We start from the raw sequence: 24,235 nt of genomic DNA, 5'->3' as shown, positions 1-24,235 counted from the left end.
GCTAATATTAGCAAGTCAGTTTTTTTTGACGTATAATGGATGCCAACTGGTAAAATTGTGCAGAATACTTGTGGAGAAACAATATTACATAGCATCGGAGGATATTTATGAAAACTATACAGGAAAAGCAACATCGTGAAAGCGGCCTCAAACTTCATTTTATTCAAAGTAAAAAATACAAAACAATTAATATCGTGGCAAAATTAAGAGCAAATCTGGAGGAGGAAACGATTACAAAAAGGGCTTTACTGCCTTATATACTAAAACAGGGCACAAAAAACTATCCGAGCAGAAGTGAGCTTCAATTAAAATTGGATGAATTATATGGTGCTGTTTTATCTGTTGACGGCGGAAAAAAAGGTGAAAACCATATTATTACCGTTCGTATGGAATTCGCCAATGAAAAATTCATTCCTGAAGAATCGTCTATTATTGATGATGCAATCAGTTTGTTCAGTGAAGTGTTGTTTCAACCCAATGTTAAAGGAAATGGTTTCGATGACTCTGTGTTTAAGCGTGAAAAGGACACGTTGAAGCAAAAGATAAATGCCATTCAGGATGATAAAATGAGTTATGCCAATATGCGACTAATTGATGAAATGTGTGACGATGAAGCGTATCAACTTCATGTTCATGGATACGAGGAAGATTTGGGTACCATGACGAATGAAGATCTGTATGATTATTACAAAACATTGCTTAAAGAAAATGAATTTGATGTTTATGTTCTGGGAGATTTTGATGAGCATGCAATAAAAGATAAAATAACAACTAAAATGAAAATAAATCAACAAAATCTTCCTGAATTTACTCCACCTAAGACAAAAATGACTATTAGGGAACCTAGGGAAGTTATTGAGAAGCAGAATGTCCAACAGGCAAAGCTTCATATTGGTTATCGAACCAATACCTTATTTCAGGATAAAGAATACTTTCCCCTGCAAGTTTTTAACGGATTATTTGGAGGATTCCCAAGTTCCAAGTTGTTTATCAATGTTAGAGAAAAAAACAGTCTCGCTTATTATGCATCTTCTCGTGTGGAAAGTCATAAAGGGTTACTGATTGTATTTAGTGGAATTGCACCGGAAGATTTCGAAAAAGCAAGGGATATTATTCGTCTCCAGGTAAAAGCCATGAAAGACGGAAACTTTACAGAAGAAGAGTTAAGTGAAACAAAGGATTTAATTATTAATCAATATAAAGAAACGATGGATCATCCACAAGGCCTCATCGAAATGCTATATCAGCAAGTAATAGGTAATAGAACCTTATCTCCCGATGAATTAATTGAAGGAATACGAAAGGTAACGAAAGAAGAAGTTATCCAGGCAGCAGGAAAAATAGAGGAAGATACTGTATACCTGTTAACAAGTGAAGGAGGATCAAAAGATGAATAAACAAACATACCAGGATATAAATGAAACATTATATTCGGAAAAACTAGATAATGGGCTTACCGTTTTTTTACTGCCAAAGCCGCAAATGGCAAAGGCCTTTGGTATCTTTTCAACAAATTATGGGTCGATTGATCAAACTTTTGTTCCGATAGGTGAATCAGAAGAAATTAATGTACCGGAGGGAGTAGCCCACTTCCTGGAACACAAACTTTTTGAAAAAGAGGACCGTGATGTTTTCGCGGATTTCGGAAAACAAGGTGCCTCACCAAATGCATTTACATCCTTTACGAAGACAGCCTATTTATTTTCTGCTACAGATAATATTGAAAAAAATGTGGAAACATTGGTCGACTTTGTACAAGATCCTTATTTTTCTGAGAAGTCTGTTGAAAAGGAAAAAGGGATTATTTCTCAGGAGATTAAAATGTATGACGACCAGCCTGATTGGCAATCGTTTATGGGTATAATAAAGAGCATGTTTAAGAATCATCCGGTTAACAAAGATATTGCAGGAACGGTTGAATCCATTACTTCCATTACAAAAGATGATTTATACACGTGTTATAACACTTTTTATCATCCAGAAAATATGTCTTTATTCGTTGCAGGCAATTTTGACCCCGAGAAGATGATGAAAATGATTGAATCCAACCAAAGTAAAAAGTCTTTTAAAGAAATGGAAGAACTAAAGCGTAACTTTCCAAAAGAGCCAGAAGAAGTAGCAATGAAGGAAAATAAAATTATCATGCCTGTTTCCATCCCTAAATGTACGATTGGGATAAAAGAGTCCAATACCGAACTAAGTAAAGAAGTATTCCTTCGTAAAGATTTGCTTGGTGGTATGGTGTTGAGTCATTTCTTTTCCACGGGGGGAGAATTCTATCAGGAACTTTATAAAGCGAATCTGATCGATGGCAGCTTTTATTTTGAGACGAGTCTTGAAAAGAACTTTGGGTATTCAATGATTGGCAGCAATACACCTAAGCCTGAACAATTCTCTAACAAGGTCATTGAATTATTACTTTCTACAAATGAAATGCAACTCACAGAAGAAGTATTTGAACGAATGAAGAAAAAGAAAATTGGTCAGTTGTTACGGGCGATGAATTCACTTGAATTTATTGCGAATAACTATACTTCCTATCATTCGATGGGGATTAATTTATTTGAAATTATTCCTGCAATACAAGAATTGACACTGACCGATGCAAATAATTTTATGAAAAACTGGATTGATGAGAATCGATTAGCTGTCTGTACGATTGCTGCGGAGTAAGGAGATAAGATGGGGAAAAATGTATTGATTGTTGGGGCAAGCGGAGATATTGGTAAAGCTATCTCGGAACGACTTGTGAAAGATGGCTATAACGTAATGCTCCACTACAATAAGAACAGAGAAAACATAGATGCAATGAGAAAAGAATTAAACTCAGAAGCAATACTCACTGTTCATCAAGCAGATTTAAGCAACAATGAAGAAATGAAACGATTTCTTACCGAGCTGGTTTTGCCTGTTGACTATGTTGTGTTTGCTGGTGGGAATGCGCATTTCGGATTACTTCAGGATACTTCGGAAAAAGTAATGGACGATATGCTCTCGTTGCATGTTAAAGCACCATGGATGATCACAAAACATTTATTACCTCAAATGATACAAAATAAAAAAGGGAAAATCATTTTTATTACATCCATTTGGGGCAATACCGGAGCAAGTTATGAAGTCATATACTCGTCGGTAAAAGGTGCTCAAAACAGCTTTGTTAAAGCATTGGCAAAGGAAGTTGCACCTTCGGGAATTATGGTAAATGCAATAAGTCCAGGGTATATTGAAACGAAAATGAATGGCCACTTAACAGACGATGAAAAAATGTCTATCATTGCTGAGATACCTCTTCATCGAGCTGGATTACCAAGTGAAATTGCTCATTCTGTGAGCTTTTTACTTGATGAAAGAGCAAGTTATATTCAAGGAGAAATTATTAATATTACCGGTGGTTGGTAGGAAACTCTCATTTTATCTGTATAAATAATGGATAACCTCAAATACTATACAGGATAAAATGAATAGAGGAGGCATGCCAAATGTCAGTTCTTGATAATTTTGAATCGTGGAAAGGTTTCTTGGCAGATCGGCTTGAACAGGCACAGCAGCAAGGAATGGATCAACAAACAATTTCTAGTGTTGCTGCTGAGGTAGGCGACTATCTGGCTCAAAGTGTTAATGCAAAAACTGGTGAAGAAGCGGTGTTAAAAGAATTATGGAATGCAGCGTCTGAACAGGAACAACAGGCACTAGCCAACGTTATGATAAAGCTTGTAAAAAATTAGTAAAAGCAATTTAATTACATTGAAAAAAAGCTGTATAGACGAATCTATACAGCTTTTTTTCATGAGAAATTGAATTTATATGGAAACATAAGGTAATTTGTTTAGAAAAATTGAAAATAATGTTATATTACTAATAGAACATAAAAAGTGATTATGATATATATAATTAGTAAGCATCGGTTTTGATTGCTTAATGCGAATTTAGTATGTAAAATAAAGGAGCTTATTATGGAAAGAACCGAATGGTATCTTGAATATGAGATTCAAATGAACCGTCCTGGTTTATTAGGTGATATCTCTTCTTTATTAGGTATGCTTTCAATTAATATAATCACAATAAATGGAGTAGAGAATTCCAGAAGGGGAATGCTGCTTCTTTCAAAATATGATGAGAACATAACAAGATTAAAATCAATTTTGCAAACTATGGATACGATTAAATTATTTAAATTACGCAAGCCTAAGCTAAGGGATAGAATGGCTGTCCGACATGGGAAATATATACACACAGACAGTGACGATAGAAAAACAATTCGTTTTGTTCGTGATGAATTGGGTCTCCTTGTCGACTTTATGGCAGAGCTTTATAAGCAAGAAGGACATAAATTAATAGGTATCCGTGGCATGCCCAGAGTTGGTAAGACAGAATCGGTTGTTGCCGCCAGTGTGTGTGCTAATAAACGTTGGTTGTTTGTCTCGAGTACGATGATAAAGCAAACCGTAAGGAGTCAGCTTATCGAAGGCGAATATAATCCAGATAATATTTATATCATTGATGGTGTCGTATCTAAGAGAAAAGCGAATGAACAGCATTGGCAATTGATTCGAGAAATTATGCAACTCCCCTCCATAAAGGTAGTGGAGCATCCGGATATTTTTGTACAGTCCACAGAATATAGTATGGATGATTTTGATTATATTATTGAACTCAGAACAGATGAAGAACAAGAAATAACATATGAATCAATAGAAATGCAGCAACTTAGTGGGCAAAGTGGATTTTCTATGTTTGATTTCTAAAATGGAAGGTGTTATCTATGGATGTAGGGGCGAAGCTGAAAGAAGCACGTCTTGCGAGTGGGTTGTCATTAGACACACTTCAGGAAACAACAAAAATACAAAAGAGATATTTAGTAGCGATTGAAGAGGGAAATTTGCATATATTACCAGGCAAATTTTATGCGCGTGCATTTATAAAAGAATATGCAAACGCAGTTGGATTAGATGCAAGTGAATTAGTAGAGGAGTATAAAGAAGAAATTCCCACGACAGAAGAAGAAAATGTGCAGTATACAAGGATTCAACGGACGAGGAAGTCAAATAATTCAGAAAAAGGGTCTGGCTTTTCTTCTCTCATACCAGCGATTATTGTGGTTTTACTTATCATTGGTATTGTTTTTGTTGCTTGGTGGTTTATACGGGAGAACATGGCAGAAGACGGAGCAGCACCTATTGAAGAACCACAGGATAACGTTATTATAACGAACCCTGATAATACGGGTTCAGGATCACCGGCTGATAATCAGGATGAAGCAGCGGAAGATGATAATGCAAATGAAGAAGGAACAGATGATGCTGCAACGGAGGAAGATGATGCTTCAGGTGATTCCGAAGAAGAATCATCTGAAGCAGAAATCGCTGTAGTTGAAGAAGGAACCGGTTCAACACCTACTTCTACTTTAGAAATAAACAATGCTGGGGATGAAATAACGATAACATTGGAGTCAGTTAATACGAATGATACTTGGCTCGAAGTCAGAGACGAAAATAGCAATGAGGTATTTTATAATGCTAATTTTAATGAGGATAACTCTCCATTCGAAATTGATGCCAGTGATTTGGAAACCATCTACCTTAATATCGGGAATGTCCAGGCACTTAAAATCTTGGTTAATGGAGTAGAACTGGAATATCCAGTTGAAACTTCTAAAGTGCATCAGAAATTGTATTTAAATATTAATAAGGCTGAATAATACAGCCTTTTATGATAAACCCTTCCCTTTACCTTTTTGGAAGGGTTTATCTCATTTTAAAATAAAACGATACGTAGGAGGAAATAAAAAAATGAATTTACCAAATAAACTTACCTTATCACGAATTTTTATGATTCCTGTTTTTATTGTTCTTTTGTCTGTACCATTTGAATGGGGAAGCTGGGATATTGGATCAGCACAGTTACCTGTTGCTCATTTTGTAGCAGCCATTATTTTTATTATTGCTGCAGCTACGGATTGGGTTGATGGATACTATGCAAGAAAGTACAATCTAGTAACAAATCTAGGCAAGTTTATGGATCCATTGGCAGATAAACTACTTGTATCCGCGGCACTCATTTTGCTGATTGAAATGGGACTTGCACCAGCATGGGTTGTAATCATTATTATTAGCAGGGAATTCGCTGTAACTGGTCTGCGTCTCGTGGCGGCTGGTGAAGGAATCGTGCTTGCTGCCGGTCAAATGGGTAAACTTAAAACTGCAACTCAAATGGTTGCAATCGCTGTTTTGTTATTGCATAATTTTCCTTTTTCTTTTATTGACTTTCCATTCGGTACAATGATGCTGTACATAGCATTATTCTTTACGGTAGTATCTGGCGTTGATTACTTTGTGAAAAACTGGCATGTAATGAGGGATTCCAAATAATGAGACAATATAAAGGGGAAATTGTAGCTGTTGGAACAGAATTATTACTTGGTCAAATTGCGAATACGAATGCACAATGGTTATCACAACAGATGGCTTTATATGGAATCAATGTATACAATCATACAGTTGTCGGAGATAATCTCGAGCGTGTGGAAGAAGCTTTTAAAATGGCTCAGAAAAGATCGGATATAATCATTGTCACAGGAGGTCTTGGGCCCACGGATGATGACTTAACAAGAGAAGCTTTTGAACAGATCAGTGGAATGGAAATGATAGAAGATAAAACATCAATGGAAAAGATAGAGTTATTTTTCCGAAATCACAATGTTAAAATGACTCCTAATAATCGTAAACAAGCAAGAGTTTTCAAAGGTTCGACCGTTTTGAAAAACAGTGTTGGAATGGCACCGGGAATGAGAGTGGAATTCGCTGAAAAGACATGGTTCTTTCTTCCGGGAGTTCCTAGAGAGATGAAACAAATTACCAAGGAAGAAATTATCCCTTATCTTCACCAATTAACAGATAAGGAACAAATAATTAAATCACTCGTGTTGAAATTTATTGGTATTGGTGAATCTTCATTGGAACATGAATTAAAAGATCTTATCCAGGCTCAGAGCAATCCAACAATTGCGCCACTTGCCCAAGAAGATGGGGTAGTGATTCGATTAACGGCAAAGGAGAAATCAGAAGAAAAACTTGATGAATTATTATACCATACCAAAATGCAAATTCTTGCAAGAGTAGGAGAATTCTATTTTGGTGAAGATAATGACGTTATTGAACAGGTAATAGTAGAATTACTTAAAAAGCAGAACAAGAGAATTGCGGCTGCTGAGAGTCTGACAGGTGGTTTATTTACTGAAAAAATTGTATCAGTAAATGGTGCTTCTTTCGTCTGTCCTGGTGGAATCGTTTGTTATGATGCAGCTATAAAGCAGGAAGTACTGGGTGTATCAGAAGAAACCATTCAAAATAAAGGTACAGTCAGTGAGGAATGTGCACATGAAATGTCTGAAAACGTGAGAAAGCTTCTTAGATCTGACATTGGAATCAGTTTTACCGGTATTGCCGGTCCAACGCCAACTGAGGGAAAACCTGTAGGAAAAGTATATATTTCGATCAGTGATGTGAATGGGTATCAAAAGGTGGAAGAGTTCTTATTTACAGGTTCACGTAGTTCGATCAGAAAAAGAGCATCACTAAAAGGATTGGAAATAATTTATAACTATTTAAAATCATAATATGTGGTAGTCTATATGTGGAAAATAAATTATTACATAAATGGTTCGTACTAATTTATTCATTTTTCGATAATTTCAACGGTGAAAACATAAGAACATCTATTCGTTTTTTCCTTGTTAAATAGTTCGAAACAATGTATGCTATAGATAGATAATTTAAGGAGGTAGTTTCTTTGAGTGATAGAAAACAAGCTTTAGATATGGCTTTGAGACAAATAGAGAAACAATTCGGTAAAGGTTCAGTTATGAAACTCGGTGAAACACCAATGCAAAAACTCGACACGATTCCCAGTGGATCACTGGCGCTTGATGTAGCATTGGGTATAGGCGGTTATCCACGTGGAAGAGTTATTGAAATATATGGCCCTGAATCTTCAGGTAAAACAACAGTTGCACTGCATGCAATTGCCGAAGCACAGAAAAAAGGCGGGCAAGCAGCATTTATCGATGCGGAGCATGCACTTGATCCGACATATGCAAAAGCACTTGGTGTAAATACGGATGAATTACTATTATCCCAGCCGGATACAGGGGAGCAGGCATTGGAAATTGCAGAAGCGCTTGTTCGAAGTGGCGCAGTAGATATTTTAGTAGTCGATTCAGTTGCTGCATTGGTACCAAAAGCGGAAATTGAAGGCGAAATGGGAGACTCTCATATGGGCTTGCAGGCACGTCTAATGTCACAGGCATTGAGAAAACTTTCCGGAGCAATTAACAAATCACACTCAACTGCTATTTTCATCAACCAAATCCGTGAAAAAATTGGGGTTATGTTTGGTAACCCTGAGACTACCCCGGGTGGACGTGCCCTTAAGTTCTACTCTTCCGTAAGACTTGAAGTACGCCGTGCTGAAACATTAAAACAAGGCAATGAAATGGTAGGGAATAGAGCAAGGATTAAAGTTGTTAAAAACAAAGTTGCGCCACCATTTAAACAAGCAGAAGTGGATATCATGTATGGTGTAGGAATTTCTAAAGAGGGTGAAATACTTGATATCGCTTCAGACTTGGATATTGTAGAAAAAAGTGGTGCATGGTACTCCTATAAAGGTGAGAGACTTGGACAAGGCCGTGAAAATTCAAAAATATTCCTAAATGAAAACAAAGCTATTATGAACGAGATTCATAGTTCTATACGAACCCATTATGATCTGGATGGTGTAGAAAAAGAAAAAGCAGAAGCGGAAAAAGCAAAGGCAGAAACAAAAGCTAATAAAACAGCACCTAAAAATAGTAAAGCAACAGAAAAGGGAAAAAACACTCAGAACAGTCTAGATGTTTAATAGTTTCTTAACTTAAGGGACCTTTACCGGTTGAAATATCGGTAAAGGTCTTTTTACAACGGTAAATTAGACATAAATAATTGTGACGTTTCCTTGACATTACAGGTTTTGGCAATTAATATTAAAGGTGTATAATTTTATAATTTTTATTATGAAATTAATTGGTATTTTATGCATTCAGAAATGTTACATGCCGACAATAATGAATTTTACAATTTTATAGCAATGGGAGGTGAAATTATGGACATTATACTCTTAATCATCTCCATTTTGCTTGCTCTGATCGTCGGTATTGTTGTTGGTTATTTAATACGTAAATCTATTGCAGAAGCTAAAATTTCCAGTGCGGAAACCTTGGCAAAACAAATTGTGGAAGAAGCACATAGAAATGCAGATGCTGCTAAAAAAGAAGCGCTTCTTGAAGCAAAAGATGAGAATCATAAGCTTCGTCAACAGACAGAAGATGAACTACGTGAGCGACGCATGGAAGCTCAAAAACAGGAAAACCGTCTGATGCAAAAAGAAGAAAATCTGGACAGAAAAAGTGAAACATTAGACAAACGTGAGTCTCTGTTAGAGAAGAAAGAACAAACGCTAACAGACAAACAACAACAAATTGAAGAAATGAAAAGCAAAGTGGAAGCTATGAAAGAAGAGCAGCAAACGGAGCTTGAGCGCATTTCAGGATATACATCTGACCAGGCTAAACAAATTATTTTAGAACGAATCGAAAATGAAATTAAACATGAATCTGCTGTAATGATTAAAGAAGCTGAAAATCGTGCAAAAGAAGAGTCTGATAAGAAAGCGAAGAATCTCTTGTCTCTAGCATTGCAACGATGTGCTGCAGATCATGTTGCTGAAACAACTGTATCTGTTGTTAACTTGCCTAATGATGAAATGAAAGGTCGTATAATTGGTCGAGAAGGACGTAATATACGGACATTAGAAACATTAACAGGTATTGATTTAATCATCGATGATACACCGGAAGCTGTAATTCTCTCCGGTTTTGATCCAATAAGACGGGAAGTAGCCCGTATGGCATTAGAAAAACTGGTACAGGACGGGCGAATTCACCCAGCAAGAATTGAAGAGATGGTGGATAAAGCCAGACGTGAGGTTGATGAATATATACGGGAAGTTGGAGAAGAAACAACTTTTGAAGTTGGTGTACACGGACTACATCCAGATTTAGTAAAAATACTCGGTCGTCTAAAATATCGTACAAGCTATGGCCAAAATGTATTGAAGCACTCAACGGAGGTTGCTTACTTGTCAGGATTGCTTGCTGCTGAACTTGGCGAAGACGTAACATTAGCAAGAAGAGCCGGATTACTTCATGATATCGGAAAAGCAATCGATCATGAAGTAGAAGGAAGTCACGTTGAAATCGGTAAAGAGCTCGCAATGAAGTACAAGGAGCATGATGTTGTTATTAATTCGATTGCTTCCCACCACGGGGATGAAGAAGCTACTTCCATTATCTCAGTGCTTGTAGCTGCAGCTGATGCTTTATCTGCTGCCAGACCAGGCGCTAGAAGTGAGACGTTGGAAAACTACATCAAACGATTGGAAAAACTTGAAGAAATTTCCGAGTCATTTGAAGGAGTAGAAAAATCATTCGCCATTCAGGCTGGAAGAGAGATTCGAATTATGGTAAGACCTGATGAAATCGATGATATAGATTCTGTTCGTATTGCTCGTGATATACGGAAGCGGATTGAAGGAGAGCTCGATTATCCTGGTCATATTAAAGTAACAGTAATCAGGGAAACAAGGGCAGTTGAATATGCGAAATAAAACAAAAGCGGTCATTCGATCGCTTTTGTTTTTTAATTTCTATGCAGTCCTCTTATTTAAGTTATAATGGCCAACATCAATACGAATACAATTTTGACAATCGAAATACAATGTGAAAAACTGATACTATACTAAATGATAGGGTGATAGGACAATGAAAATACTTTTTATAGGTGATGTAGTTGGATCTCCGGGACGAGAGATGGTACAGGATTATTTGCCGAAACTAAAAGAAAAATATCGACCTAATATGACAATCATTAATGGAGAAAATGCTGCTGCGGGAAAAGGGATTACTGAAAAAATATATAAGCAATTTCTTGAATGGGGTGCCCAGGTAATAACGATGGGAAACCATACTTGGGATAAGAAGGAAATCTTTGAATTTATTGATGATGCTAAATATATGATTCGTCCAGCAAATTTTCCAGAAAATAACCCTGGAAAAGGAATTGTATACATAAACATAAATGGAACAGAAGTAGCTGTTATTAATCTCCAGGGAAGAACATTTCTTCCAGCTATGGATGATCCATTTCAGAAAGCAGATCAATTAATAGAGGAAGCCAAAAAAAGAACAAACATTATATTTGTTGATTTTCACGGGGAAGCAACTAGTGAGAAGCAGGCAATGGGATGGTATCTTGATGGCAGAGTAAGTGCTGTTGTTGGTACCCATACGCATACACAGACTGCGGATGAACGAATATTACTGAATGGTACTGCATATATTTCCGATGTGGGAATGACCGGTCCGTATGATGGGATACTTGGTGTTGACCGTGATGCGGTAATAAAACGTTTCCTCACTTCGTTACCAGTACGTTTCGAAACTACCACACAGGGTAGAACACAATTAAATGGAATAATGGTTACCATTGAGGCCAATACGGGTAAAGCATCTAAAATAGAACGTATCTTAATCAATGATGACCATCCATTCTTCGGTTGATTATTTGAATTGTTTGAATCTTTGTTGCATAATAGGGAATAAGCTAACATCTCCAAGAATATAGTAGCAATATAACTACAATAGCGCATGAGGAGGTACTAGTAATGGACGTATTAAAAGTTTCAGCAAAATCAAATCCAAATTCAGTAGCAGGTGCACTTGCTAACGTTTTAAGAGAGCGTGGGACAGCAGAGATCCAGGCGATTGGTGCGGGAGCATTAAATCAGTCTGTTAAAGCAGTAGCAATAGCAAGAGGCTTTGTTGCACCAAGTGGGGTGGATTTAATTTGCATTCCGGCATTCACAGATATTTTAATTGATAATGAAGAACGGACAGCCATTAAATTAATCGTTGAGCCTAGATAATATGACAATTTAAGGAACCTTCCTATAAGTGATAGGGAGGTTTTTTATTTGCGCTAGGAGTACAAGTATTGTTAAATTTGAATAGAAGCATTATACTATTCTATTGTACACCTATACATATAATTGCATGTTTGAAAAAGAGGATAGATTGGACCAATTTTTTGAGCATCCTCTATAATTAGTTTTTATATTGAAAGGGGATTCGTATCGTATGAACGAAGAACAACGAAAACAGCAAGCGCAAATCAATCAAGTTGATAATTTTGATCGTATAAAAAAGACGACAAGTGATGATATGATTGCTAAATATTTCCAAACCAGCTATGAGCAGCAATCACCTGATATAAAACAAGCAAGGAAGCGCCGAAAAGAAGATGTTCAGTTTCATTATGATTTCTCCATTCCAGAAGATGTGGCAACGATTGGAAAGGGTAAAAAATTTCTGATTCGTACTTATGGTTGCCAAATGAATGAACATGATACGGAAGTAATGGCTGGAATTCTAACTGAAATGGGATATGAATCAACGACAACTACGGATGATGCAGATATCATATTATTGAATACATGTGCAATCCGTGAAAACGCTGAAAATAAAGTGTTTGGAGAAATCGGTCACTTAAAGCCCCTTAAATTGGAAAAGCCAGACCTTATTATCGGTGTTTGTGGGTGTATGTCTCAGGAAGAGTCTGTTGTCGGTCGTATTCTGAAAAAACATCAACACATCGATCTCATTTTCGGTACACATAATATACATCGTTTGCCACAGTTAGTGAAGGAAGCAATGTTTGGTAAGGAAATGATTGTAGAGGTTTGGTCCAAAGAGGGCGATGTAATCGAAAATCTTCCTAAAGTGCGTAAAGGAAAGATCAAGGCTTGGGTAAACATAATGTATGGTTGCGATAAATTCTGTACGTACTGTATCGTGCCAATGACCCGCGGTAAAGAGCGAAGCCGTCGTCCAGAGGATATCATCCAGGAAGTTCGTCATTTAGTTGCCAGCGGCTATCAGGAAGTTACTTTGCTAGGCCAGAATGTAAATGCATACGGAAAAGATTTTGAGGATCTTACATATGGACTAGGAGATTTAATGAATGATATTCATAAGATTGACATTCCTCGTGTTCGTTTTACGACTTCCCATCCAAGGGATTTTGATGATCGTCTAATTGAAGTTCTAGCGCAGGGCGGTAACTTACTCGACCATATCCATTTGCCAGTACAATCCGGTAGCAGTGAGATTCTTAAAAAGATGAACAGGAAATACACAAGAGAAGAATATTTGGAATTGGTTCAAAAGATAAGAAAAGCAATGCCGAATGTTACATTAACAACAGATATTATAGTTGGATTTCCGAACGAGACAGAAGAACAGTTCGAGGAAACGATGACACTAATGGAAGAAGTTAGCTTTGAAGCTGCGTATACGTATATCTATTCACCACGTGAGGGGACACCTGCAGCACGTAAGAAAGATGATATCCCAGATGATGTGAAAAAACAACGTTTATATCGCTTAAATGATCTAGTTAATAAGCAATCTGCACAATCCATGAAAATGTACAAAGACAAAACTGTCAATGTACTTGTTGAAGGAGAAAGTAAAAAAGATCCGGAAGTACTTGCCGGATATACGGATAAAAACAAGCTCGTAAATTTCAAAGGACCTAAATCGTCCATTGGTAAAATCGTAGAAGTGAAAATAACAGAAACCAAAACATGGTCATTAAATGGTGTGATGGTGGAAAGTACAGTTGAGGTGAATTAAAATGGCAGAATATACGCGCCAAGAAGTAATGGATGAAGCAAAAAAATTAGCAAATATGCTAGCAAGTACGGAAGAGATTGATCGATTCAAACAAGTAGAAGCAAAAATAAATGAAAGTAAAAAAGTTCAAAAACTTATCCAGAAAATTAAAACATTGCAAAAACAAGCAGTTAATTTCCAAGCTTATGAGAAAAAAGAGGCTTTGAAAAATGTGGAGGAAGAAATTGATCGTGTTCAAGCGGAAATAGATGATATTCCAATCGTACAAGAATTCAAAGAAACGCAAATCGTCGTAAATGATGTACTGCAGTTAGTTTCAAAGACAATTGCACGTGAAGTAACAAACCAGGTAATTGAATCAACTGATGGGGACTTATTAGCCGGTGAAACTGGTTCCAAGGCGAAAAATAAATCTGGATGTTGACACTATTGTTTAACCGGGCAGAATAAGCTGCCCGGATTTTTATTTTTATCGATAAAAAATGATTTAAGACCGTTATAAACGTCCCTCTTCTTGCTTTTCATAAAATGCTATGCACTTTAGGTATTTGTCTTGCATAAAATGACAATGAAAAAAGAGGAGGTAAAAGTAATCATGACTTTTCTTGATAAAGAATATAGAGAAATCATTACAAAAGCTGTCTGTGGCAAAGGGCGCAAGTTTTCAAAGGAGTCCCATTCCATCTCTCCGTCACATAGGCCGTCAAGCATTTTAGGTTGCTGGGTGATCAATCATTTATATAATGCTAAGAAAAAATCCGAAGATACTGTCGAGATTAATGGTAGCTATGATATAAACATCTGGTATTCCTATAATGACAACACGAAGACGGAGGTGGTTACAGAAAGAGTGACGTACACGGATATTATTCCATTGTCTGTAAAAGATGATAACTCCATCAATGACGAGTATGATGTGATTGCAAAAGTTATTCAGCAGCCAAACTGTCTGGAATGTAATATCGCAAGCAGCGGAAGTAAAGTTTCAGTTGAAATTGAACGGGAGTTTATTGTTCAGATTATCGGTGACACGAAAGTATTCGTTAGAGTTAATCCAAATTGGGAAAAAGATGAGGATGACGATGAAGGAGCATGGGACTACGAAGTAACAGATGAAGAAGTAAAAGGTGTGAAACCAGATTTTATTCACAAAAAAGATTAGATAATTAACGAGGGTATATACTCTCGTTTTTCTTTTTAGGGAGATAGCAGCGAACCGTAACTATCTGCTATTTCCCTTATTTTATGCTATAATTGCAGAAGAATATTTACGGGTAGTTGGGGGAAAAAAGATGGCTAAGCTTACACCAATGATGGAACAGTACATAAAAATAAAAGCAGAATATAAGGATGCATTTCTATTTTACCGATTAGGTGATTTTTATGAAATGTTCTATGATGATGCAATTAACGCATCAAGAGAACTGGAGATAACTTTAACGAAACGAGCCGGTGGAAAAGGAGATCCCATCCCTATGTGTGGTGTACCTTATCACTCAGCTGAGAATTATATTAGAACATTAATTGAGAAAGGTTATAAAGTAGCAATTTGTGAACAGGTAGAGGATCCAAAGACTGCAAAGGGCGTAGTTAAACGGGAAGTTGTTCAACTGATTACTCCAGGGACGGTAATGGAAACCAATATGTTAAAAGAGGGCGAGAATAACTATATTGCCAGTCTATCCCATTTTAATGACGGTTCTTATGTCATTGTCTACAATGACTTATCAACCGGAGAAAACCATATTGCACTTATATCACATGGATGGGATGCTGTTATCCATGAACTATACAATCAACCGATAAAAGAAATCGTCATTTCTTCCAATTTGCCGGATGACATGCAGTTACAATTACAGGACCGGTTAAATATTACGTTATCTTATCAGGATGAAGTCACTTTTAATGCGGAATATCGAAGCCTTACTGAGAATCTGAATGATGAGCGATTAATGAAAGCATTCAGCAGACTTTTGAATTATATTCAGCATACACAGAAGCGCGCACTTGATCATCTTCAGAAAGCAAAAGTGATCAAGCTTAAGCAATATTTATCACTGGATATGTACTCCAAACGAAATCTGGAATTGACAGAAACAATTATTAAAAAGGGTAAGCATGGAAGCTTACTATGGGTCCTTGATAAAACAGCGACCGCGATGGGCTCCCGAATGCTGAAAAAATGGCTCGAGAGACCATTGCTAAATGAGAATCAGATCGAAGAACGTCTGGAAATCGTGGATGGATTTTATCGTGGCTTCATGGAGCGGGACTCCCTGCGTGACATTTTAAAATCGGTTTATGATCTTGAGCGGTTAGCCGGTCGAATTGCATTTGGAAATGTGAATGCAAGGGATTTAATTCAATTAAAACGATCATTACAGACCATACCTGAACTGAAAAATACCTTGTATCAATTCAATAGGAAAGAAATTAACAGTTTAGCAGACGATCTGATTTCACCAGATCATATTGTAAACTTACTTGATGGGAGTCTTGTAGATGACCCTCCAATATCGATAAAAGAAGGATCTATCATTAAAGATGGTTACAATGAGCAATTGGATACATACAGATATGCAACCAAGAACGGGAAAAAATGGATCGCTGAGCTAGAGAAAAAGGAAAAACAGGAAACAAATATTAAATCTTTAAAAATAGGATACAATCGAGTCTTTGGTTACTATATTGAGGTAACAAAAGCAAACCTGCATCTATTGCCTGAAGGAAGATATGAACGCAAGCAGACATTAACCAATGCAGAACGCTATATAACTCCTGAATTAAAAGAAAAGGAAGAGCTTATTCTCGAGGCGGAAGAAAAAAGCATTGACTTGGAATATAGGCTCTTTATAGAAATAAGGGAAAAGATAAAGAATCATATACCTGAGCTACAGCATCTGGCTGATGTGGTAAGTAAAATTGATGTCTTGCAGGGATTTGCCACTGTTAGTGAAGCAAATAATTATAAGCGTCCACAATTTGTAGAAAGCAAACTGAATATAAAAAATGGGCGACATCCGGTTATCGAACAAGTTATGAAGGACGGTTCGTTTGTTCCTAACGATATATCTCTTGATGAGAGCAAAAATATATTACTGATTACCGGACCAAATATGTCAGGTAAGAGCACCTATATGAGGCAACTGGCATTAACCGCGATTATGGGTCAGATAGGATGCTTTGTACCGTGTGATGATGCAGATTTAATCATATTTGACCAAATCTTTACCCGTATAGGTGCGGCTGATGATCTTGTGTCTGGTCAAAGTACCTTTATGGTAGAAATGTTGGAAGCAAATCACGCCATCGCAAATGCGACCGATCGGAGTCTTATTTTATTGGATGAAATAGGACGGGGTACAAGTACGTACGATGGAATGGCACTGGCACAAGCGATTGTCGAGCATATTCATAATAACATTCATGCCAAGACGTTGTTTTCAACTCACTATCATGAATTAACTACACTTGAAGATTCTTTATCCAATTTAAAAAATATCCATGTACGCGCAGAAGAACATGAAGGAAATGTTGTCTTTTTACACCAGATTAAAGATGGAGCAGCAGATCAAAGCTACGGGATTCACGTTGCTAAGCTTGCGAAACTTCCAGATCCCTTGATCGAGAGAGCAACGGCAATCTTGCAGCAATTGGAAGCGGAGGACAAGCCTAAGCCAATTACCGAAAAAATGGATTCAGGTCAACTGTCTTTCTTTGTGGATGAAAATAAAAAAGTAAAAAAGGAAAAGCAACCAGCTAATAGCGATAAAGTGATTAACGATTTGAAGGAGATGAATTTGTTTGAAATGACGCCCATGGAGGCAATGAACGAGTTATATCGACTTCAAAAAGAGATGAAGCAATAGTTATAAACGAAAGGATTGTTTGCATGAGTATTATTCAAATGTCAGAAGCACTGGCGAATAAAATAGCAGCAGGGGAAGTAGTTGAACGGCCTGCCTCTGTTGTAAAGGAACTAGTGGAAAACAGTATTGATGCAAACAGTACATGGATTAAAGTTGATATTATAGAAGCCGGTTTGCAGGAAATCAGGATAACGGATAACGGCGATGGAATGTCTGTGGAAGATACAAACAAAGCTTTCTTGAGACATGCAACTAGTAAAATCAGAAATGAAACAGACCTATTTCATGTAAAAACATTGGGATTTCGTGGAGAAGCTTTAGCGAGTATTGCATCTGTTAGCAGATTACAGATTAAGACGTCCCAGGGTGATAAAGCTGGCACGTTTTTATCCCTAGAAGGTGGGAAAGTACTTGAGGAGAAAAAAAGTGACGCACGGCAAGGTTCGGAGATTATTGTTAAAGATCTCTTCTTCAATACACCTGCCAGACTTAAATATATGAAAAGCCTGCACACGGAATTAGGGCATGTCACGGACCTATTGAATAGGTTAGCACTTTCGCATCCTGAAATACGATTTGAAGCTACACATAATGGAAAAGGGCTATTTAAAACATCTGGAACGGGTGATCTGCTTCAGGTTATTTCTCAAATATACGGGATGAATGTAGCGAAAAAGATGCTTCCAATCAAACATAATACACTAGACTTTTCTATTGAAGGCTATATTGCCAAGCCTGAGGTTACAAGGGCTTCAAGAGCTTATGTATCCACGATTATTAATGGCCGTTATATTAGAAATGTTGCTTTATCACAAGCGATTATTCGTGCCTATCATACATTATTGCCAATTGGACGTTCGCCTATTGTAGTCCTGGTAATTGAAATGGATCCAATACTAGTCGATGTAAACGTTCATCCCGCCAAGCTTGAGGTACGTTTCAGTAAAGATAGAGAACTGTATCAAGCGATTGAACAAACAATTAAAAGTAAGTTCCGAAAAATGACGCTCATACCAGAAATGGAACAAAAGCCGAACGTAAAGAAAAAGTCTTTCCAAGATACGATGAACTTTGATAAAGAAGTGCAGAAGCAATCATCTGAAGAATCTTTATTGAAACAGAAACAGGATCAAGAGGTAATTTATGAATCCACTCCGCCGATTATAGAGGAGAAACATAGTAGCTTTCCTACGAAGGAATCTGAAGTAACCAACAATGTGTTCCCTTCAAATAAGGATTATGATACTGTGTCTGCAAATAATAAAAGCCAGACAAAAACAGATTCTTTTACAAATAATACGGATCAATCCCGTGTGCCAACGCTTTACCCGATTGGACAATTGCAAGGTACTTATATAATGGCTCAAAATGAAAATGGACTTTATATGATCGATCAGCATGCTGCACAGGAACGCATAAAGTATGAGTTTTTTAAGGAAAAACTTGGTCGGCCATTTAATGAATCACAAGAACTCCTGTTACCAATGACATTTGAGTTTTCCAAACAAGAAGCGATTTTTATTGATCAGTACAAAGAAGATTTTGAAAAGGTCGGGTTATTTTTTGAAGAATTTGGTAATCAAACATATGTTATACGTTCCCATCCTAATTGGTTTCCAACCGGATTTGAAGAAGAAGTAATCCGGGAAATGGTTGATCAGATTATAAATGAAGAAAAGGTAAATGTAGAATCCATTCGCGAAGAAGCAGCAATCTTGATGTCGTGTAAACGTTCGATTAAAGCAAATCACTATTTGAATCAGGATGAAATGTTCCGATTACTGGAGGATTTACGTAAAACGACCGACCCATTTACTTGTCCACATGGCAGACCGATTATTGTACATTTCTCCACGTATGAATTGGAAAAAATGTTCAAACGGATTATGTAAGAGATGTATAAAATTTCCATATGCCGACGAAGATAAGGTTAAAAGCTGATGTCTAAAATAATGGCAATAAGCATTCAGCATTTAAAATTCGAGGTGTGGAAATTGGAGAACCAGAAACTAATAAATTTTTTGAACCAATTGCTTTCAAATTACGTTGTTATGTATGTTAAACTACATCGCTATCATTGGTATGTACAAGGTAAGCATTTCTTTGTCCTTCACAAAAAATTTGAAGAAATGTATAGTCGTTTTGCGGTAGAATTGGATGAGATAGCGGAAAGAATTTTAATGATTAATGGCAAACCACTTGCAACGATGAGTAAATTTTTGAAGGAGTCGACATTGGAAGAAGCGACTGCTGATGATAAGGAAATGGAAATGATTGATCAAATGATACAGGATTTTTCCCAAATGATTACTGAAATTAATCAATCGGGTAAGCCGCTGGCAGAGAAAGTAAATGATGAACCAACTGTAGATATGCTAACAAATCTACAGAGTAAACTAGAGAAGGATATCTGGATGCTAAAAGCATATTCTGCTTATGAATAATAACATAATCTAGGGGAATACTATGAAAAAAAATGTAATTGCCATAATGGGGCCTACCGCTGTAGGGAAAACAAAACTGAGCATTGAGCTTGCAAAACGATTCAATGGTGAAATTATCAGTGGTGATTCCATGCAAGTGTATAAGGGACTGGATATCGGCACCGCAAAAGTAAAACGTTCTGAAATGCTAGGTATAGCACATCATATGCTTGATATTAGAGAACCTGAGGAAGAATTCTCTGTTGCTGATTTTAAAGAGAATGTGCAAAAATACATAAATGATATTACATCGCGTGATAAATTACCGATCATTGTTGGAGGGAGCGGTCTATATATCCAGGCTGCATTGTATAACTATAATTTTTCCGAAATAAAAAGGGATGATGCCATTACAAAAAAGATGGAAAAGACAATTGTGTCAGAAGGGATTATGCCACTGTATAACCGATTGGTAGAAATAGACCCTGTTCAGGCTGAGAAGATTCATCCTAACAATCACAGACGCGTAATCAGAGCGTTAGAAATCTATGAATCAACCGGAATGACGATGACAGCATATCAAGAATCCCAGACAATGGAATCGCCTTATGAGCCGATATTACTTGGCCTTGATATGGAAAGAGAACTACTCTATCGTCGGATAAATGAACGAGTGGATCTCATGGTAAACGAAGGTCTCTTGGATGAAGTTAGAGGTTTATATGAAAAAGGATATGAAAACTGTCAGTCAATGAAGGCGATTGGTTATAAGGAGTTTATTCCGTACTTCAAAGAAGAACAAAGCCTTGAAGAAACGATTGATTTATTAAAGCGTAATTCCAGAAGATATGCAAAAAGGCAGCTTACTTGGTTTCGAAATAAAATGGATATAACCTGGTATAATATGTCTCCTGCTTTGATTGATGAAAAATTTGCAATTATTTTAGACGAATTAGCAGGAATTTTGAAATAATGGTAGAATTAGTTTAATACAGATAGAAAAGAGGAGGAACTTCCATGGCTCAAACAGTTAATATTCAGGATCAGTACCTAAATCAATTAAGAAAAAATCATATTTCGGTTACTGTATTTTTGACAAATGGTTTTCAATTAAGGGGTATGGTTAAAGCGTTTGATAATTTTACGGTTTTACTGGAAACAGACGGGAAACAACAACTAATCTTTAAACATGCTATTTCCACCTTTGCTCCAGTTAAAAACGTGACACTTGATAAAGAATAGCTACATAAACGGACGCTAATAGTGTCCGTTTTTAAATTATATAGGATTTTTTCTAAATGGTTGTTGCTTTATATACAGTAGAGATAAAATGCGAACTAACTTCTATTTATGTACAACGCTTATAATGGAAAATAGGCTCTCAGGCGACCGCAGCCCGTATACACTTCGCGCATCCTAGGGCGGCTGGAGTCTACGTGTATACGGGCTGCTGTTATGGAGTTTCTTCAAAAAAGAACTCTGCTCTATAACAATAACTTACTTTCAAATCAGCCAACATTTTTTAAACAACACCAAAATTTTTTCCATCATCAATAGCTATTGCAAGGATATGGCAGCAATCTTCTAACTAGCTCGGGGAAATACACGGAGACTTCTGCGGGAGCAGAGGCATAGGTGAGACAACGCAGCGCTTTAGCGCAAGTTGGCTCACCAGCCGCCCGCGAAAAGCGCAGTGTATTTCCCCGAGCGGTTGCCGAAGAAACTTGCTTCCATTATTAGCTAAAGGTCTATTGCAAATGGCAGTTACTTCGTAGTTTATAGATTTTCGTGGCAAAACCATAATCTTTTAGAAAACAGCTATTACATAAAATAATAGGCTATTGTCACCTTCTTATGGGCATTTGCGTATACTGTGGGAGAGTAAGGGGTGATTAAATGGCACAGGTGCAAGGCTACAAAAATGGAAAAATCAATATTATTTTACAAGATCGGGATAAAAGCGAATTTCAGCGAACAGGCAAGGTGGAGACCATTGAAAATAGTCCATTTAAGCATATAGAGCATGAATTCTCATCATTTGTAGGGATGAAAAACCTGAAAAACTCGATTAAGGAAATCTATGCGTCCATTTTAATTAATGAAAAAAGAAAAGAAATGGGATTAAAGGATTCGAAACAAGTACTGCATATGCTTTTTAAAGGAAATCCCGGCACTGGAAAAACAACCGTCGCGCGGAAGATTGCTAACATATATCGAGATATGAATATACTTTCGAAAGGGCATTTTATTGAAGCAGAAAGAGCAGACTTAGTCGGAGAATATATCGGCCAGACTGCTCAGAAAACGCGGGCTGTTATCCAAAAAGCAATGGGTGGCGTACTATTTATTGATGAAGCCTACTCTCTGGCGCGTGGGGGAGAAAAGGATTTTGGGAAAGAAGCAATCGACACGCTTGTAAAACATATGGAGGATGAACATCAAGATTTTGTCCTTATTCTTGCTGGATATCCATATGAAATGGATCGTTTTCTTACGTTTAATCCCGGCTTGGAGTCTCGGTTTCCATTCATATTGGATTTTGATGATTATGAAGTCGGGCAGCTGATGGAAATTGCGAATAGAATGGCTGAAGAGCGTGAATATAATTTATCGAAGGAAGCCGAATGGGAACTCAGAAATCACCTATATAAAAAGTTGCAGGAGAAATCGAGGAACTTTTCCAATGCAAGATATGTAAGAAATGTTATTGAGCGTGGAATACGTTTGCATGCTGTAAGGTTACTGAAACAAAATAGCTATACGTCCAAAGATCTAATATTACTAACAGGTAACGATTTGCAGCTTGATCGAGGCTACAGTTAGTAAATTTATTTTTTTCAAAAGGATTTTTTGATATGATGAGGATAAAATAACTGTAAATTACGAGCAACACATGTAAAGAAAGAGGTCTGTTCATGTCTCAGGAGAAAATACTTATCATTGCTGTAAAACGCAATCAACAAACCGAAGACCGATTTCAATCTTCGTTGGATGAATTGATTTCACTTGGTAAAACAGCAGGAGGTACGGTGGAAAAGGTCGTGACTCAAAAAAGAAATCGGATCCATCCTGCTACCTATATTGGTGAAGGTAAAATCGTTGAAATAAAAGAAATGATTGATGAAGATGAAATTGATCTTGTCATTTCGAATGATGAACTTTCTGCTAGTCAGATGAGAAATTTGACGGACCAAATAGGTGTAAGAATCATAGATAGAAGTCAGCTCATATTGGACATTTTTGCCATGCGAGCCAGAACGAAAGAAGGAAAGCTGCAAGTTGAACTTGCACAGTTGGAATACATGCTTCCAAGGCTTCACGGGCAGGGTGTAGCAATGTCAAGACTTGGAGGTGGAATCGGTACTAGAGGTCCAGGTGAAACAAAGTTAGAATCAGATAGACGCCATATTAGCCGTCGGATTTTTGATGTAAAACGGAGATTGAAATTGGTTGTGAAGCAAAGGGATCAATACCGGAAACAAAGAAAAAATAACGATGTATTTCAAATAGCTATTGTAGGATATACGAATGCCGGTAAATCAACGTTATTTAATCGATTAACACAAAGTGAATCATTGGAGGAAGACCTTTTATTTGCGACTTTGGATCCCTTAACAAGAAAACTAAGCCTGCCTTCTGGTTTCGATGTGCTCATAACGGATACCGTGGGCTTTTTACAGGAACTGCCGACGTCATTAATTGCATCCTTTCGTTCTACATTGGAGGAAGTGACAGCATCCGATTTTCTTTTGCATGTGGTGGATGGTTCACATCCAGATCAGGCACAACAACAGGATACGGTTAACGATTTGCTCGATGAATTGCAAGCGCAAAATTTGCCTATGTTAACGTTATACAATAAAAAGGATTTAATACAAGAGGACTTTATTCCGATGAACCATCCGTACATAATGATGAGTGCTTATGACGAGACGGATATTAAAGCAGTATTACACAAGATTGAAGAAATTTTGATAGAAGAATGGGAAAGTTATCATATCGTGCTTGAGCCTGATAACGGGAAATTAATCAATAAACTAATAACAGAAACAATTATAAAAGATAAAGCTTTTGATGAAAAAGCTAATCATTACGTAATAAGTGGTTTTATTAAAAAAGAACATTCATTGAATAGTTTACTAAAGGAGCAATAATTG

General features: G+C 37.0%; 22 protein-coding genes. All 22 read left to right on the top strand.

Features of this window, described 5'->3' with window-relative positions:
• Nucleotides 1-107: 107 nt before the first annotated feature.
• The 22 genes from yfmF to hflX all read left to right on the top strand — a co-directional run bounded on the left by yfmF (nt 108) and on the right by hflX (nt 24,232).
• Entirely contained in the window at nt 108-1,397 is a 1,290-nt protein-coding gene (yfmF, locus tag ACFOUV_RS04565) for an EF-P 5-aminopentanol modification-associated protein YfmF (RefSeq protein WP_379495568.1), read from the top strand.
• Entirely contained in the window at nt 1,390-2,673 is a 1,284-nt protein-coding gene (yfmH, locus tag ACFOUV_RS04560; protein ID WP_379495567.1) for an EF-P 5-aminopentanol modification-associated protein YfmH, read from the top strand. The genes yfmF and yfmH overlap by 8 nt, the downstream gene beginning before the upstream one ends.
• Nucleotides 2,674-2,682: 9 nt before the next feature.
• A complete protein-coding gene (gene ymfI / locus ACFOUV_RS04555) occupies nt 2,683-3,399 on the top strand; it encodes an elongation factor P 5-aminopentanone reductase (RefSeq protein ID WP_379495566.1) in 717 nt (238 codons plus the stop codon).
• A gap of 80 nt (nt 3,400-3,479) precedes the next feature.
• Nucleotides 3,480-3,725, top strand: coding sequence for a DUF3243 domain-containing protein (locus ACFOUV_RS04550; protein WP_379495565.1), 246 nt, complete (start codon nt 3,480-3,482; stop codon nt 3,723-3,725).
• Between the two features lie 228 nt (nt 3,726-3,953).
• The gene (locus tag ACFOUV_RS04545; protein WP_379495564.1) at nt 3,954-4,745 is read left to right on the top strand and encodes a DUF3388 domain-containing protein; all 792 of its coding nucleotides are present in this window, start codon (nt 3,954-3,956) and stop codon (nt 4,743-4,745) included.
• A 17-nt stretch (nt 4,746-4,762) separates the two neighbouring features.
• Entirely contained in the window at nt 4,763-5,698 is a 936-nt protein-coding gene (locus tag ACFOUV_RS04540) for a helix-turn-helix domain-containing protein (RefSeq protein WP_379495563.1), read from the top strand.
• Nucleotides 5,699-5,789: 91 nt separating this feature from the next.
• On the top strand, nt 5,790-6,368 hold the full coding sequence (pgsA, locus tag ACFOUV_RS04535; protein ID WP_379495562.1) for a CDP-diacylglycerol--glycerol-3-phosphate 3-phosphatidyltransferase: 579 nt from the start codon (nt 5,790-5,792) through the stop codon (nt 6,366-6,368).
• On the top strand, nt 6,368-7,615 hold the full coding sequence (locus ACFOUV_RS04530) for a competence/damage-inducible protein A (protein ID WP_379495561.1): 1,248 nt from the start codon (nt 6,368-6,370) through the stop codon (nt 7,613-7,615). Before pgsA ends, ACFOUV_RS04530 begins: the two co-directional genes overlap by 1 nt.
• Nucleotides 7,616-7,788: 173 nt before the next feature.
• Nucleotides 7,789-8,898 (top strand): recombinase RecA, encoded by a 1,110-nt coding sequence (gene recA / locus ACFOUV_RS04525; protein WP_379495560.1) that lies wholly within the window; start codon nt 7,789-7,791, stop codon nt 8,896-8,898.
• 240 nt (nt 8,899-9,138) lie between these two features.
• A complete protein-coding gene (gene rny / locus ACFOUV_RS04520) occupies nt 9,139-10,701 on the top strand; it encodes a ribonuclease Y (RefSeq protein ID WP_379495559.1) in 1,563 nt (520 codons plus the stop codon).
• Nucleotides 10,702-10,855: 154 nt separating this feature from the next.
• A complete protein-coding gene (locus ACFOUV_RS04515) occupies nt 10,856-11,653 on the top strand; it encodes a TIGR00282 family metallophosphoesterase (RefSeq protein ID WP_379495558.1) in 798 nt (265 codons plus the stop codon).
• A 104-nt stretch (nt 11,654-11,757) separates the two neighbouring features.
• The gene (locus tag ACFOUV_RS04510) at nt 11,758-12,018 is read left to right on the top strand and encodes a stage V sporulation protein S (protein WP_010649201.1); all 261 of its coding nucleotides are present in this window, start codon (nt 11,758-11,760) and stop codon (nt 12,016-12,018) included.
• A gap of 211 nt (nt 12,019-12,229) precedes the next feature.
• Nucleotides 12,230-13,786, top strand: coding sequence for a tRNA (N6-isopentenyl adenosine(37)-C2)-methylthiotransferase MiaB (miaB, locus tag ACFOUV_RS04505; protein ID WP_379495557.1), 1,557 nt, complete (start codon nt 12,230-12,232; stop codon nt 13,784-13,786).
• A 1-nt stretch (nt 13,787) separates the two neighbouring features.
• The gene (locus tag ACFOUV_RS04500) at nt 13,788-14,210 is read left to right on the top strand and encodes a RicAFT regulatory complex protein RicA family protein (RefSeq protein WP_379495556.1); all 423 of its coding nucleotides are present in this window, start codon (nt 13,788-13,790) and stop codon (nt 14,208-14,210) included.
• A 171-nt stretch (nt 14,211-14,381) separates the two neighbouring features.
• A complete protein-coding gene (locus ACFOUV_RS04495) occupies nt 14,382-14,948 on the top strand; it encodes an outer spore coat protein CotE (RefSeq protein WP_379495555.1) in 567 nt (188 codons plus the stop codon).
• 130 nt (nt 14,949-15,078) lie between these two features.
• Nucleotides 15,079-17,655, top strand: a complete 2,577-nt coding sequence (gene mutS / locus ACFOUV_RS04490) for a DNA mismatch repair protein MutS (protein WP_379495554.1) — start codon at nt 15,079-15,081, stop codon at nt 17,653-17,655.
• A gap of 23 nt (nt 17,656-17,678) precedes the next feature.
• Nucleotides 17,679-19,547, top strand: coding sequence for a DNA mismatch repair endonuclease MutL (mutL, locus tag ACFOUV_RS04485; protein ID WP_379495553.1), 1,869 nt, complete (start codon nt 17,679-17,681; stop codon nt 19,545-19,547).
• Nucleotides 19,548-19,649: 102 nt separating this feature from the next.
• Nucleotides 19,650-20,099, top strand: a complete 450-nt coding sequence (locus ACFOUV_RS04480; RefSeq protein ID WP_379495759.1) for a Dps family protein — start codon at nt 19,650-19,652, stop codon at nt 20,097-20,099.
• A gap of 22 nt (nt 20,100-20,121) precedes the next feature.
• Nucleotides 20,122-21,051 carry a tRNA (adenosine(37)-N6)-dimethylallyltransferase MiaA gene (gene miaA, locus ACFOUV_RS04475; RefSeq protein ID WP_379495552.1) on the top strand — a complete coding sequence of 310 codons (930 nt, stop codon included), beginning with the start codon at nt 20,122-20,124 and terminating at the stop codon, nt 21,049-21,051.
• Between the two features lie 44 nt (nt 21,052-21,095).
• Nucleotides 21,096-21,320: an RNA chaperone Hfq gene (gene hfq, locus ACFOUV_RS04470; RefSeq protein WP_379495551.1), complete on the top strand. Its 225-nt coding sequence runs from the start codon at nt 21,096-21,098 to the stop codon at nt 21,318-21,320.
• Between the two features lie 654 nt (nt 21,321-21,974).
• Nucleotides 21,975-22,901 (top strand): stage V sporulation protein K, encoded by a 927-nt coding sequence (gene spoVK, locus ACFOUV_RS04465; protein ID WP_379495550.1) that lies wholly within the window; start codon nt 21,975-21,977, stop codon nt 22,899-22,901.
• 92 nt (nt 22,902-22,993) lie between these two features.
• On the top strand, nt 22,994-24,232 hold the full coding sequence (gene hflX, locus ACFOUV_RS04460; protein ID WP_379495549.1) for a GTPase HflX: 1,239 nt from the start codon (nt 22,994-22,996) through the stop codon (nt 24,230-24,232).
• The last annotated feature ends 3 nt before the right edge of the window (nt 24,233-24,235 follow it).

The sequence above is a fragment of the Oceanobacillus longus genome (assembly GCF_042650085.1).
Taxonomy (GTDB): Bacteria; Bacillota; Bacilli; order Bacillales; family Amphibacillaceae; genus Oceanobacillus; species Oceanobacillus longus.
Note: the sequence above shows the minus strand (reverse complement) of the source record. Positions and strands in the feature narration are given on the sequence as shown.